This window comes from Pseudomonas sp. LBUM1670, assembly GCF_059695695.1.
Map to the genome: position 1 here is coordinate 2,451,297 of NZ_CP166783.1, position 14,898 is coordinate 2,466,194.

General features: G+C 60.2%; 7 protein-coding genes and 1 pseudogene. 7 read left to right on the top strand and 1 reads right to left on the bottom strand.

Annotated elements, in window-relative coordinates; genetic code table 11:
* The first annotated feature begins 109 nt into the window (after positions 1-109).
* Together treS and ACA073_RS11190 are read left to right on the top strand one after the other, a co-directional pair.
* Positions 110-2,176, top strand: coding sequence for a maltose alpha-D-glucosyltransferase (gene treS, locus ACA073_RS11185; protein WP_497403420.1), 2,067 nt, complete (start codon positions 110-112; stop codon positions 2,174-2,176).
* A 29-nt stretch (positions 2,177-2,205) separates the two neighbouring features.
* A complete protein-coding gene (locus ACA073_RS11190) occupies positions 2,206-3,378 on the top strand; it encodes a carboxylate-amine ligase (RefSeq protein ID WP_497403422.1) in 1,173 nt (390 codons plus the stop codon).
* 283 nt (positions 3,379-3,661) lie between these two features.
* Here the strand turns inward: ACA073_RS11190 and katG are convergent, their stop codons facing one another.
* Positions 3,662-5,917 (bottom strand): catalase/peroxidase HPI, encoded by a 2,256-nt coding sequence (katG, locus tag ACA073_RS11195; RefSeq protein WP_497403424.1) that lies wholly within the window; start codon positions 5,915-5,917, stop codon positions 3,662-3,664.
* 480 nt (positions 5,918-6,397) lie between these two features.
* Here katG and mdeB point away from each other — a divergent pair, with 480 nt between their 5' ends.
* The 5 genes and pseudogenes from mdeB to ACA073_RS11220 form a co-directional block, all read left to right on the top strand.
* On the top strand, positions 6,398-9,097 hold the full coding sequence (mdeB, locus tag ACA073_RS11200) for an alpha-ketoglutarate dehydrogenase (RefSeq protein ID WP_497403425.1): 2,700 nt from the start codon (positions 6,398-6,400) through the stop codon (positions 9,095-9,097).
* Between the two features lie 316 nt (positions 9,098-9,413).
* Positions 9,414-10,634 carry a helix-turn-helix domain-containing protein gene (locus ACA073_RS11205; RefSeq protein ID WP_497403427.1) on the top strand — a complete coding sequence of 407 codons (1,221 nt, stop codon included), beginning with the start codon at positions 9,414-9,416 and terminating at the stop codon, positions 10,632-10,634.
* Positions 10,635-10,669: 35 nt separating this feature from the next.
* Entirely contained in the window at positions 10,670-11,302 is a 633-nt protein-coding gene (locus tag ACA073_RS11210; protein ID WP_497403429.1) for a Vgb family protein, read from the top strand.
* 124 nt (positions 11,303-11,426) lie between these two features.
* Positions 11,427-14,318, top strand: a complete 2,892-nt coding sequence (locus tag ACA073_RS11215) for an endonuclease/exonuclease/phosphatase family protein (RefSeq protein WP_497403430.1) — start codon at positions 11,427-11,429, stop codon at positions 14,316-14,318.
* 24 nt (positions 14,319-14,342) lie between these two features.
* Positions 14,343-14,794 (top strand): annotated as a pseudogene (locus tag ACA073_RS11220) (substrate-binding domain-containing protein); the annotation flags it as partial.
* Between the last annotated feature and the right edge of the window lie 104 nt (positions 14,795-14,898).

Genomic DNA, 14,898 nt, shown 5'->3' on the forward strand with positions numbered 1-14,898 from the left:
AACAGCACGATGCAACGAATGCCACGTCAGGGCCTCATATAAAAACGAGCGGCGCCTTTAGTGCAGAAGGGCGGATGCCATTTTTTCATGACGAGAGGTGATTGTTTCCATGACGGCGGCTGAGAAAAACCATGTGGACTGGCTGGTCGAACAATCGATGCTGCATGCCGCAAGACAACGGGCCAGGCTCTACTCGGGGCAAGGCCGTTTGTGGCAACAGCCCTACGCGCATACCCGGCCCCGTGACGCCTCGGCCCTGGCTTCCGTGTGGTTCACCGCGTACCCGGCGTCCATAGTCACCCGTGAAAATGGCACCGTGCTCGAAGCCCTGGGGGACGAAACCTTATGGCACGCCTTGTCGAGAATCGGTATCCAGGGGATTCACAACGGCCCGCTGAAAAGGTCTGGCGGCCTGTCGGGCAGCAAGCACACGCCCACCATTGACGGCAACTTCGACCGCATCAGTTTCGACATCGATCCGCAGTTGGGCACCGAGGCCCAGCTTCAGGCGCTGACGCGCATGGCCGCCGCGCACAATGCGGTCATAATCGACGATGTCATCCCGTCGCATACCGGCAAAGGCGCGGATTTTCGCTTGGCCGAGATGGCTTATGAAGACTATCCGGGGCTCTACCACATGGTGGAAATCCGCGAGGAGGACTGGCCGCTGCTGCCCGATGTCATCGAGGGCCGTGACGCGCAGAATCTCAGTCCGCAGCAGGTCGATGTGCTGCGCGACAAGCATTACATCGTTGGCCAGTTGCAACGGGTGATCTTCTTCGAGCCCGGGGTCAAGGAAACCGACTGGAGTGCGACTCCGATTGTGATCGGGGTCGACGGCAAGCCGCGACGCTGGGTTTACCTGCATTATTTCAAGGAAGGGCAACCGTCGCTGAACTGGCTGGACCCGACCTTCGCCGCACAGCAAATGATCATCGGCGACGCGCTGCACGCCATCGACGTCATGGGCGCGAAAATCCTGCGGCTGGACGCCAACGGTTTTCTCGGCGTTGAACGCAAGCTCGATGGCACCGCCTGGTCGGAAAGCCATCCCTTGTCGATCACCGGTAACCAGTTACTGGCCGGGGCGATTCGCAAGGCTGGCGGTTTCAGTTTTCAGGAACTGAACCTGACCGTTGACGATATCGCCGCCATGTCCCACGGCGGCGCCGATCTTTCATATGACTTCATCACCCGACCCGCTTACCAGCACGCGTTGCTGATGGGCGATACCGAATTCCTGCGCTTGATGCTGCGTCAGATGCATACCCTCGGCATCGATCCGGGCTCGCTGATCCATGCGTTGCAGAACCATGACGAACTGACCCTCGAACTGGTGCATTTCTGGACCCTGCACGCCCATGACACCTTTCTCTATCAAGGGCAGACGTTCCCCGGCAACATTTTGCGTGAGCACATTCGCGAGCAGATGTACGAACGCCTGGCCGGCGAGCACGCGCCGTATAACCTGAAATTCGTCACCAACGGCGTGTCCTGTACCACCGCCAGCATCATCACGGCAGCACTGGGGATTCGCGACCTCGACACCATTACCCCGACGGATATTCAGCAGATACGCCAGATTCATGTGCTGCTGGTGATGTACAACGCAATGCAGCCGGGCGTGTTCGCGTTGTCGGGTTGGGATCTTGTCGGCGCACTGCCGCTGCCGGCAGAGCAGGTCGCGCATCTGATGCTCGATGGCGATACCCGCTGGATTCATCGCGGCGCCTACGACCTGGTTGACCTCAATCCGGAAGCGGAGCTGTCGGACGGGCAGATGCCGCGCCCAAAAACGCTGTATGGCAGCCTGACCAGTCAATTGAAAGACCATGACTCGTTTGCCTCGCAGCTGAAGCGGATCCTGGCGGCGCGCCGTTCCTACGATATCGCCGCCAGTCGCCAGATTCTGGTCCCGGATGTCGAACATCCTGGGTTGCTGATCATGGTCCACGAACTTCCGGCCGGCAAAGGCACCCAAATCACCGCGCTGAACTTCGGCTCGACAGCGATCACCGAAACCCTGCACCTGCCCAATATTGCCCCGGGGCCGGTGGTCGACATCATCAATGAACGGGTCGAAGGCGATCTCACGCCTGAGGGCGAATTCACTATCACGCTGGATGCCTATGAGGGACTGGCACTGCGTGTGGTCAGTAGTTCGCCGATGATCTAGCCCGTTTTGCGGACGCCGGGAGGGCTTCGATGAATTCAGATCTGACGTTCGGCATTGAAGAGGAATACTTCATCACTGACCTGCGCACTCGGCGCATGTCGGAGGGGCCGCCCGGCGCAGCCATTGAAGCCTGCAAGACTGAATTGGGCCCGTGCTTTGCCTATGAAATGTTTAAAGGGCAGGTCGAGGTCGCTTCTCCCGTTTTTACCGACGTTGCGCATGCTGCGAAGTATCTGGGCACAGTTCGCAAAAACTTGCGACAAACGCTTGATCCTTATGGCCTGGGACTGCTCAGTGTCGGCAGCCATCCGCTGGCGGACTGGCGTCTGCAACAGGCCACAGAGCAGGACCATTTTCTTCAACTGTTCGAAGACTACCAGCGCGTAGCCCGCCGTAGCCTGCTGTCCGGTCTGCATGTGCATGTTGAAATTCCGGGTCACCTGGACCGTATCCACGTGATGAACGAGGTCTTGCCGTGGACGCCGTTTTTGCTGGCCTTGAGCAGCTCTTCACCGTTTTGGGAGGGCGCCGACAGCGGTTTTGCGAGCTACCGGCAAACGGCCTGTGATGAATGGCCGCGGATGGGCATTCCGGAGTTTCTTGAAGATCAATCCGCCTATGACGCTTACGTTGCACTGCTGATCCGTACCGGGACTGTTCGGCAGGCTGGCGATATCTGGTGGGGTTTGCGGCCTGCGGCGAAATATCCAACCCTGGAATTGCGCATGACGGATGCCTGTCCACGCCTGGATGATGCCTTGTGCATTGCCGCTTTTTTTCGTCTGGTAGTGGCGTATGCCATCGACCAACCGCGTCCCGGATCTGCCTATTCACAAACATCCCAATGGATTCTCAAGGAAAACCGCTGGCGGGCGAAACGCTACGGAACTCAGGCGTCGTTCATTATTGAAGGTTACGACCGGCCGTTCTCAATGGAGCAGTGGCTTTTCATGGTTGAACAGATATTGAGCGATACGGCGCGAACACTGAGCGCAGAGTCCGTTTTTGCTCACATCCGGCAAATGCTCCGTGAAGGCACCAGTGCGCAACGACAACTTGGCGTCTACCGGCGAGCCTTGCGCAGTGGGGAAGATGTTCACGCTGCACTTTCGCAAGTGGTGGATCAGTTGCTGATGGAAACGTCGCAAGCGCCGTGGTTTCAAACCTTATCCCCGACAGCGGCAATCCCGGCAGGGCGTTGACAGGACAGGTGCTCTGATCCGTATTTTTCTGCGAGATCTGCATCTGTTACGCATCGGGGCTGCGCCTCACAATGACAGCACGGTCCGCATTCGCTGTAGCGCTTGCACCGCACTCTCATTCCGTAGGAGGCTCCATGGCCAAGATGTCCCTTTTCCTGGGTGGTTTTCTGGTGTTAACCCTTTTGATCGGTGCCTTGGCGACGATCTCTCCCGTTTAGTCCGTTTCTCCAGTCCGCAAAAAGCACAACGCCTCCACTTGGGAGGCGTTGCAGTTTTTACGATGTCACTTCAAATCAAACCGATCCAGATTCATCACCTTGGTCCACGCCGCCACGAAGTCATTCACAAACTTCTCCTTCGAATCGCTGCAGGCATAGACCTCAGCCAGCGCGCGCAATTGCGCATGCGAGCCAAAGACCAGATCCACCCGCGTGCCGGTCCATTTCACCTCGCCGGTTTTGCGATCGCGCCCTTCGAACTCCTCGTTAGCCTCCGAGACCGGTTTCCATTCCACGCCCATGTCGAGCAGGTTCTTGAAAAAGTCGTTGGTCAACGCCTCCTTCTGCTGGGTGAAAACGCCATGCTTCGTTTGTCCGACATTGGTGTTCAATACACGCAGGCCGCCAATCAGCGCGGTCAACTCTGGCGCACTGAGGGTCAGTTGTTGTGCCTTGTCGATCAACAGATGCTCGGCGGGTACGCTGTAGCGGGATTTGGTGTAGTTGCGGAAGCCATCGGCGATGGGCTCAAGGAAACCGAAGGATTCCACGTCGGTCTGTTCCTGCGAGGCATCCGCCCGCCCCGGTGTGAATGGCACCGTTACGCTGTGACCCGCATTTTTTGCGGCTTGTTCGACACCGGCACCGCCGGCCAGCACGATCAGGTCCGCCAGCGAGATTTTCTTGCCGCTGTTGTTGAACTCGCTCTGAATGCTTTCGAGTTTCGCCAGCACGTTGGCCAGTTGCTCAGGCTGGTTGGCCTGCCAGAATTTCTGTGGCGCCAGACGCAGGCGACCGCCGTTGGCGCCGCCACGTTTGTCGGAGCCACGGAAGGTCGAAGCCGCCGCCCAGGCCGTTGATACCAGCTGCGAGACACTCAGGCCCGAGGCGAGGATTTTGCTCTTGAGCGCTGCCACGTCGCTGTCGTTAACCAGTTCGTGGTCGACCTCCGGAATCGGGTCTTGCCATAACAGTTCTTCGCTGGGCATTTCCGGGCCGAGGTAGCGGGAGAGGGGACCCATGTCGCGGTGGATCAGCTTGAACCAGGCGCGGGCGAAGGCATCGGCCAACTGGTCTGGATTGGCCAGGAAGCGTCGTGAAATCGGTTCATAGATCGGATCGAAGCGCAGGGCCAGGTCCGAGGTCAACATCGTTGGGTTGCGCCGCTTGGACGGATCGTGTGCATCCGGAATGGTCCCGGCACCAGCGCCGTTTTTGGCGATCCACTGGTTTGCACCGGCCGGGCTTTTGCTCAGTTCCCACTCGAAACCGAACAGGTTTTCCAGATAGTTATTGCTCCACCGGGTGGGCGTGGTGGTCCAGGTCACCTCCAGGCCGCTGGTGATGGTGTCCGGGCCTTTGCCACTACCGAAACTGTTTTTCCAACCAAACCCCTGGGCTTCGAGGCCGGCCGCTTCAGGCTCGGCGCCGACGTTGTCGGCAGGCCCGGCGCCGTGGGTTTTACCGAAGGCATGGCCGCCGGCGATCAGGGCCACGGTTTCTTCATCGTTCATCGCCATGCGGCCGAAGGTTTCGCGGATATCCTTGGCTGATGCGACCGGATCCGGGTTGCCTTCAGGGCCTTCCGGATTGACGTAAATCAGGCCCATCTGCACCGCGGCGAGAGGGTTTTCCAGGTTGCGTCCCTGGTCGGTACGGCTGTCCTCATTTCTTCCGGGCTCGGCCACGAGTGGAACATCACCGGGTGCTTGCACGGGTTTTTGCGCTTTGTCATAGCGGGTGTCGCCCCCCAGCCATTTGTTTTCCGAACCCCAGTAAACGTCCTCATCCGGTTCCCAGACGTCGGCACGGCCACCGGAAAAGCCAAAGGTCTTGAAGCCCATGGATTCCAGCGCGACGTTGCCGGTCAGGACGATCAGGTCAGCCCAGGAAATGTTGCGGCCATACTTTTGCTTGATCGGCCACAGCAGTCGGCGCGCCTTGTCGAGGCTGACGTTGTCCGGCCAGCTGTTGAGCGGGGCGAAGCGCTGTTGACCGGAACCGGCACCGCCACGCCCGTCGCCGGTGCGGTACGTGCCGGCGGCGTGCCAGGCCATGCGAATGAACAGCGGCCCGTAGTGACCGAAGTCTGCCGGCCACCAGTCTTGCGAGTCGGTCATCAGTGCAGTCAGGTCTTGCTTGACCGCCGCAAAGTCGAGTGTTTTGAATGCTTCGGCATAGTTGAAGCCCTCGTCCATGGGGTCAGACAGGGACGAATGCTGGTGCAGGATCTTCAGATTCAGTTGGTTCGGCCACCAGTCGCGGTTGGTCGTACCTCCGCCAGCGGCGTGATTGAACGGGCATTTCGATTCATTTGCCATGTGCGAGCTACCTTTGGTCGTGTTCATCCGGCTATCGGGCCCGGAGCGGGCGTTAAATAGCGACGAGCGAGATCAAGACACAGGCTGCAGGGCCAGCAGTTGGATCAACTGATCGTGGTAACCACACGGGAGTTCTGAACAGAGGCAATCAGGTTGCCTGCGCGGTGGTCCACGGGGGCCTAGTCAAGCTTCGGGCTCATTCCTGTCTCCTTTCCAGCGCTAATCCGGCCGGCTTGTGACGCCAGCGCAGACTAAGGTTAGACCCGAGTCGGGAAGTCAGCTAATAGGTGGAGTGTTGCGCCTCGATAGGCAGAATCTTTCAGCGAAACCCTTGAGATGAAGTGCTTTTCGCGTCGAGCTTCGATGTGGCGGCAATGGTGTCAACTATAAAGACCTGCCAGATATTGAGGACGTCAGCCTCGCCCGAGTGAGCCATTCGCACCACCTTGAAGTGTTACCCGACACCTGCAGGAGTTGCCCATGAACCCGTCCGATATTCACGCCCAATTGCCGGGCCAGACAGCTGAAGAAGCACAGGAAATCGCTGAATGGCGTGATGCCTTGCTCTCGGTCATCGCCCATGGCGGTGCCGGGCAGGCCGGGCAGATCATGGACATGCTGGTGACGCTGGCCAGCACCTGCGGGTTGGGCTGGCGGCCGCACCACGGCACGCCTTACATCAATACCATCAGCGTTGAGCAGCAGCCGGTGTTTCCGGGTGATCTGGCGATGGAAGAACGCCTGGCCTCGATCATGCGCTGGAATGCGCTGGTCATGGTCGCCCGAGCCAATCAGGCCTATGGGGAGCTGGGCGGCCACATCGCCAGTTATGCGAGCGCTGCCGATTTGTTTGAAGTGGGCTTCAACCACTTCTTCAAGGCGCGCACCGAAACCAGCGGCGGAGATCTGGTGTTCTATCAGCCGCACTCGGCGCCTGGCATCTATGCACGGGCTTTTCTGGAAGGTCGCCTCAAGGAAAAGGATCTGCAGCACTATCGGCAAGAAATCGGCGCGCGCGCCCAAGGCGCCCGGGGCCTGTCGAGTTATCCGCACCCGTGGTTGATGCCGGACTTCTGGCAGTTCCCGACCGGCTCGATGGGCATCGGCCCGATCAGCTCGATCTACCAGGCGCGCTTCATGCGTTATCTGCAACATCGCGGCCTGCAACACACCGCCGGCCGCACCGTTTGGGGTGTGTTTGGCGACGGTGAAATGGATGAGCCGGAAAGCATGTCCGCCCTGACGCTGGCGGCGCGAGAAGGGCTGGATAATCTGGTGTGGGTGGTCAACTGCAACCTTCAGCGGCTGGACGGACCGGTGCGGGGCAACGGTCGCATCATCGATGAGCTGGAGGCACTGTTCGGTGGTGCTGGCTGGAACGTCATCAAACTGGTCTGGGGCTCCGACTGGGATGGCCTGTTCGCCCAGGATCACGACGGCGCGCTGGTCAAGGCCTTGTCCGCCACGGTCGACGGCCAGTTCCAGACCTTTGCCACAAAAGACGGGCGCTTCAACCGCGATCAGTTCTTCGGCCAGAACGAAGCACTGGCACGTCTGGCGCAGGGCCTGACCGATGAACAGATCGACCGCCTCAAGCGCGGTGGTCACGACGTGGAGAAGATTTTTGCTGCCTATCACAGCGCGATGCGCGAGGGCAGAAAACCCACGGTGATTCTGGCGCAGACCAAAAAAGGCTTCGGCATGGGCGACGCCGGGCAGGGAAAAATGACCGTGCACCAGCAGAAGAAACTCGACAAGGACGCCTTGATCGCCTTCCGCAACCGCTTCAATTTGTCCCTGACCGATGAACAGGCGACCTCGCTGAGCTTCTTCAAACCTGCCGATGACAGCGCCGAAATGCGCTACCTGCATGAACGTCGCCGGGCATTGGGCGGCTACATGCCGTCGCGACCTGCAACCTCGGCGTCACTGGCCGTGCCCGACGTCCACAGCTACGCCGGGTTTGCCATGGCCGCCGAAGGCAAGGAAATGTCCACCACCATGGCGTTCGTGCGGATGCTCAGCGGTTTGCTCCGGGACAAGCAACTGGGCCCGCGCATCGTGCCCATCGTGGCCGATGAAGCACGCACGTTCGGCATGGCCAGCCTGTTCAAACAGATCGGTATCTACTCCAGCGTGGGCCAGCGTTATGAACCGGAGGACATCGGTTCGATCCTGAGTTATCGAGAGGCGCTCGACGGCCAGATTCTCGAAGAGGGCATCAGCGAGGCCGGCGCGATCAGTTCCTGGGTGGCCGCGGCGACCAGCTATTCGGTGCATGGCCTGCCGATGCTGCCGTTCTACATCTACTACTCGATGTTCGGCTTCCAGCGCATCGGCGACCTGATCTGGGCGGCGGCAGACCAGCGGGCGCGCGGGTTCCTGCTCGGCGCCACGGCGGGTCGCACGACGTTGGGCGGCGAAGGTCTGCAGCATCAGGACGGCAACAGCCACCTGATGGCGGCGATGGTGCCGAACTGCCGAGCCTACGATCCGGCGTTCGCTGGTGAGTTTGCGGTGATCCTCGATCACGGCATGCGCCAGATGCTGGAGCGTCAGGTCGACGAGTTTTATTACGTCACGCTGATGAACGAAAGCTACCCGCAGCCCAACCTTCCCGACGGTGTCGAACAGGCCATTATCAAAGGCATGTACCTGTTCGCCCGGCATGAAGTCGAGGACACCCGTGGCCGTGTCCAGTTGCTGGGTTCCGGCACGATCCTGCTTGAAGTAATCGCGGCGGCCGAGATGCTGGCCAGCGACTGGAACATCGACAGCGAGGTGTGGAGCGTGACCAGCTTCACCGAACTGGCCCGCGATGCCCGTGAGGTGGAGCGCTGGAATCGCCTGCATCCCGGACAGCCGGCGCGACGCAGCCACGTACGGGAATCGCTCAACGACTCGGCGCCGATCATTGCCTGCACCGATTACGTCCGCGCCTTGCCCCAGTTAATCGCGAGTTACCTGGCGGCGCGCTACACCGTGCTCGGCACCGACGGTTTCGGCCGAAGTGATACCCGCGGCCGGCTGCGCGCGTTTTTCGAAGTGGACCGCCATCAGATCGTCTTGAGTGCCCTGACGTCTCTGGTTCAGGAGGGGCGCCTCGATGCCGGTGTGTGTGCCGAGGCGATTGCGCGCTACGCCATTGATGTTGATGCCATCGCGCCTTGGGACGCTTGAAGCCGTGCTTCAGGTCGAGTCGAATGTTCAGGAAACGCTTATGAAAAATGTGCATGGAGCCCGCAATCAGGACGAGGGGCTTTATGTCTGGCTGTGCAGCTGCGGGGTTATAGATGAATCGTTGGCGCCCATAGGGCCTAATCGCAGGCAAGCCAGCTCCCACAGGTTTACGCGTTCCCCTGTGGGAGCTGGCTTGCCTGCGAAGGCGTCAGAACAAACGCCCGGTTTCCCGATCAACCCCGGTCCTGGTGGAAAGTCGTGAACTAGACTGACTCCCACATTGAGCGGTGGGAGTGACCAGTGTGGGGCAACTCAGATGGACTCGTTGATCACCGCGGCAGCGCGGGCACTGGCGGCGGGTGATCCGCTGGGCGCGCTGGACCGGATTGCGTTGCGCGACGATGCGCCAGCGCTCGCCTTGCGCGGCATCGCGATGGCGCAGCTCGGCGATCTGGTTCGGGCGAAGGCGCTGATCAAGAGTGCGGCGCGTGGCTTCGGGCCAAAGGAGACGTTGGCGCGGGCGCGGTGCGTGGTCGCCGAGGCGGAAATCGCGCTGGCATCGCGAGACCTGGGCTGGCCGGTGAAGGCGCTCGAGATGGCGCGGGTGACGCTTGAGGCGCACGGTGATCGGGTCAACGCGGCTCATGCGCGGTATCTGCAGATTCGGCGATTGTTGCTGATCGGCCGGCTCGACGAGGCCGACGTTCTGCTGGCCGCGCTTGATCCTGCGCCGATGCCACCGGCACTGCGCGCTGCCCATGAGCTGGTGGTGGCGGGGATTGCCATCCGGCGTCTGCAATCGCAAGCAGCCCGGCATGCCCTGACGAGGGCTGAGCATGCTGCGCACGAGGTCGGTATCCCGGCGCTCACGGCTGAAGTCGAAAACGCCTTGCTTGTCCTGAACACTCCGGCAGCGCGCCTGATTGTCCATGGCGAAGAGCGACCTTTACTGCTGGAAGAAGTGGAAGCCGTGCTCGGTTCAACCTCGCTGGTGGTCGATGCTTGCCGTTATGCCGTGCGCGGCGCCGGCATGTCGGTGTCCCTCGCCACGCGTCCCGTGTTGTTTACCCTCGCTCGCGCGTTGGCCGAAGCCTGGCCGGGCGACGTGTCGAGGGAAACACTTATTCGCCAGGCGTTCCGCCTTAAGCTCTCGGACGAGTCTCACCGAGCACGGTTGCGCGTCGAAGTCGGACGGTTGCGCGCGGCGCTGAAACCCTTGGCCGGCGTCATCGCCACCCGACACGGGTTTGCCCTGGTGGCACTGGTTTCATCCGACGTCGTGGTGCTGGCGCAACCGGTCGAAGAGAAGTACGCGGCGCTGTTTGCCTTCCTTGCCGACGGTGAGTCGTGGTCGAGTTCGGCCCTGGCGCTGGCGCTCGGCACCAGTCAGCGCACCGTGCAACGCATGCTCGACGTGCTGGCGGCGGCCGGCAAAGTGCAGTCATTCGGGCATGGACGCGCACGGCGCTGGATGACTCCGCCGGTGCCGGGTTTCGCGACGACCTTGTTACTCCCGGCGCCCCTGCCGAGTGACTAGGATGAACGCCACGAACCCCTGATGAGGAAATCGAGATGAAACATTCAACCGCAGAAATCCTCCGTGAATACGGCCCGTTCACCGGTGTCGACAGCGTGCATGGCGTGACCTGGGACGGTGAGCGCGTCTGGTTTGCCAGTGGCGAAAAACTCATCGCCCTCGACCCGCAAAGTGGCAAGACCTTGCGTTCAATCGATGTCACCGCGGATGCGGGTACGGCGTTCGATGGCCAGCACCTGTTCCAGATCGCCGCCGACCGTATCCAGAAAATCGACCCGCAGACCGGCAAGGTGCTCAACACCATCCCGGCACCGGGTGGCGGCAATGATTCCGGGCTGACGTGGGCTGAAGGTACGTTGTGGGTCGGTCGGTATCGCGATCGGAAAATTCACCAGATCGATCCTGAAACCGGAGCGATTTTGCGCACGATCGAGTCCAACCGCTTCGTCACCGGAGTGACCTGGGTTGAGGGGCAGCTTTGGCATGGGACGTGGGAAGGGGATGAGAGCGAATTACGTCACGTTGATTCGGAAACCGGGGAAGTGCTGCACAGCGTAAAAATGCCGGCCGGTGTCGGCGTGTCGGGACTTGAATCCGATGGCGGTGATCAGTTCTTTTGCGGCGGCGGTGGCAGCGGGAAGGTGAGGGCGATTCGCCGGCCTTCATGAAGGATCATGCAACGGCTACAGCGAGCTATGCTCTTGGCAAAGATCGGCGTTCCTCGGCGGGTTTGCCGTGAAAAATGCTGGCTTGACGTTTTACGCACTCGATCAATCGGACGAGGGGTGAGCCATGCGCAGCGGGACGTACCTGGGGAAGAGCGAGGATCTTTCTGTCGAGATCCGGCTGGAATCAGAGGATGACGGGATGCCATTGGCGTTGAGCGGCGACGTGTTCGTCGGTGGCAAATTCCTGGCCAGTTTTTTTTGCCATGACCCGATCGTTGACGGAACGCGGGTCTTCGGCCCGATCAGTTTTCGGGGCAATTCGCGATTGTTCACCGGTACAGTCTCGGTCCAGGCGGATGCCCGGGGTTTGGGTTCGTTCCAGATCACGGTCGACCTTGAGGGCGGACACCAGGACCATGTGCTTGGCCGACTGGAGTGGCAAGGGAGTCCGTATCGCAGGATCTCCATCGAAGTCGATGGCGTGGCGGGCCAGCCTTACTTCGATTCTTACCTTTCCCGTCGCGGGGTGCGTATTTCGCTGGAGACGGCGTTTAGCGATGCAGGAATAGACGCCCAGGTGCGGGTGGACTCATTCAGTGGCATGCCACACGACGAGGAGTTGCGCGGCTACACCTATGCCGAGATTCACCGCGCCATGCAGGAGCGTCGCGATGTTCAAATCGACCCGGGCCGGCTGCACACGCATGTCTTCGTCTGTTCATACCTCGCCGAACGGAACGGGCGCAACGTGCTGGGCGTGATGTATGACTTCGGGGCGAACGACATCAACCGCAGAGCCAGAGAAGGCGTGGCAATCTTTGGCCAGCATCCCATGTTTTCCGACCCCCGCGTACCCGACGACGTGCGTCGCCGGGAGTTCGTCTACACCGTCATCCACGAAGTCGGGCATGCGTTGAACCTGACGCACAGTTTCGACAAAGGACGACCCGCAGCGTTGTCCTGGATGAATTATCCGCAGCTCTATCCATTGGGAGGTCAGGCGGGGCCGCACCATGATGGGTCGAACGAATTCTGGCGGGGGTTCTCGGAAGGTTTCGATGAACACGAGTTGCGTCACCTGCGCCACGGAACCTCCCGAGAAGTAGCCGCCGGTGGATTTCCTTTCGGCGTTTACGAAGAGGGGCCCAGCTCGATCTACGAGGGGGGTGTCGCGCAGCCGCGTCGCACCAGCCTAATGTCGAATCCGCTCCGTCAGTCGGTGGGTGTCGAGTTGTCGGCAGCGACCACCAGGCGCAGTTACCAGTTGGGTGAGCTGGTCTTCCTGGAGCTGAGCGTTCGCACGGCCATTGGTACATCGGCGCGCATTCCCGATGCGCTTGATCCGAGTGAGGGGTTTGTGCGTATCGTCATTGAAACGCCGAACGGGCAGCAGACCCGATACGTGCCTCCCCTGCGGTTGTGTGCCCGATCACAGCAGCTGGCATTGGGCAGTGGCGCAGAAAAGCGCTCCCATGCCATTCCACTTTTTCTGGGGGCAAATGGCCCGGTGTTCACGGAACCCGGGGTGTACCGAATCTGGGCGGAACTGGGAGGGATCGACGGTGACAAGGTTGCCTTTGCCGATCCCGTGACGGTACGCATTGCGATGCCTGACCAACAGACCGCCGGGTTTGCCGAAATGCTGTGGGACACACCGGATCTCCTGGTGCCCCTGTACTTGCAGCATCCGCTGAGTAACGAAGGCGCCTGGCAGCAGCTCGAAGATGTTGTCCATCGCAACAAAATGGACACGCGTGCGGACCATGGCGCCTGGTCGTACTTGAACTACATTGGCGCACTGGGCTGGTTGAGGGACTTCAACGTACCCGGTCGCCGCAGCGCACCGATGAACGAGAAAAAAGCGCTGAAGCGCATTGAATCGATCGATCGCCGTTTGCTCCCGCCATCAGCCCAGCGTCGCGTCAGCGCCGTGGCCAACGGCGAGGCCCCGAAAACCCGTCAGAGGTACGCCACCCGACCCTCCGAGCAATTCAGAGTCGAAGTACCGCCTAATGGCCTGTTCGGACAAAGTGGCCTGGATGAACCCGGCAGTCAGAACGAGGTGGTAAATCCCTTCGCGATCGTGGTGCGCTCGCTTGAAGACTCACCTGCCTTTGCGGACATCGTCACTTGGAACATCCAGCACCTGCACGGAAAAAAGAAGGAAGGGCGCATCGAGAAAATTGCGGAGTACATGCTGGCCTTTCGTTGCGACTTCTGGGCGCTCCAGGAAGTGGGTGCCGACGGCGTCGAGGCGCTGGTGAATACCATGAACGTCAATGGCGATCTGGTGTACGCCTATCTCGTCACACAGGGGGCTGATGGTGAGGGTCTTGCCGGACAGCAGAGCGCCTGCATCTATCGCACTGACACTGTCCGCGTCAGGCGCCTGGACCCGACGGGTTATTTCGAGAATGTCATCGAGGTCGCGGATACCAAAGGCGTGAAAAAGACACGCGAGGTTTTTCCGCGTCCACCGCTACTGTGCGATGTTCGGGTGAAGCAAAGTAGCAGCAAGGTGTTCGACTTTTGTTGCGCGATAACCCACTTGAAGTCCACGGACTCGAAGCTCAAGGACACAGGCTCAGGTATGCGCGCCGCCGCCGCTGCGGAACTGACTAGATGGGTCGCCGATCAACGCAACAACGGTGCGGAGCAAGACTTTTTCGTAATGGGTGACTTCAATGCGGAAGAGGCACAGCAAGGGCTCGCTCCGTTTGCCGAGGCGCAGGACCTGCGGCTGCTTTCGATAGGCATGAAGAAAAAATACGGCACTGGCGAGGACGGCGCCATCACGCGGTTCGCGAGTGCCCGGTTGCTCGATCACATCGTCGTCACACAGGACACCTTGGCACTCATGCCCAAGGATGACCTGAAAGAGCAGATCATCATTCGATCAGACATTGAAGTCAGTGGCTTCACGAAGAAGCTGACCAGTGGCGGGTTTGGACAGTACGAGTTCTCGGATCACCTGCCGGTCGCCGCACGTTTTATCCTGGGCAAGGACAGGGACTGAGCATGCGCAGGCTAGCCATTTACGGCCCACCCGGATGCGACGGCGGCGCTGATTGCCGGGGGGTCTGAAATCAACTCGCACTTTTCCAGCCCGCCGTTCCAGTACCAGGAACTGCAGAATCCCAACGTGCACAAGGTGCTGAGTTCCTACGACGTGTTGTGTACACCACGGAAAAATTCCACGACGAAAACCCGAAGACCTACAAGGCGTTTTACGACGCACTCGCCGAAGTGGAAAAAATCATCAAGGCCGACAAGTCCGCAGCCGCCCAGACTTACATCCGCGTGGAGCAATCGAAGTTGTTCCTTCCACTGATTGAGCAAATCGTCAACGACCCCGAAATCAACTTCACGGTTGTGCCGCAGCGCACGGCGATCTACGCCGAGAAACTGCAGGAGTTGGGTGTACTGAAAAACAGGGCGGGTAGCTGGAAGGATTGCTTCTTCGAAGAAGCGCACGGTGGTGCGGGTAGCTGAGTAACCTCTGCAGGAGCAAGGTCGCTCCTACAAGTCCACACATAGGGATGGTCGTTTGCTACGCGTCTGGTTATGCTCGTATCGTTTTGCATTCGCCAATCAAT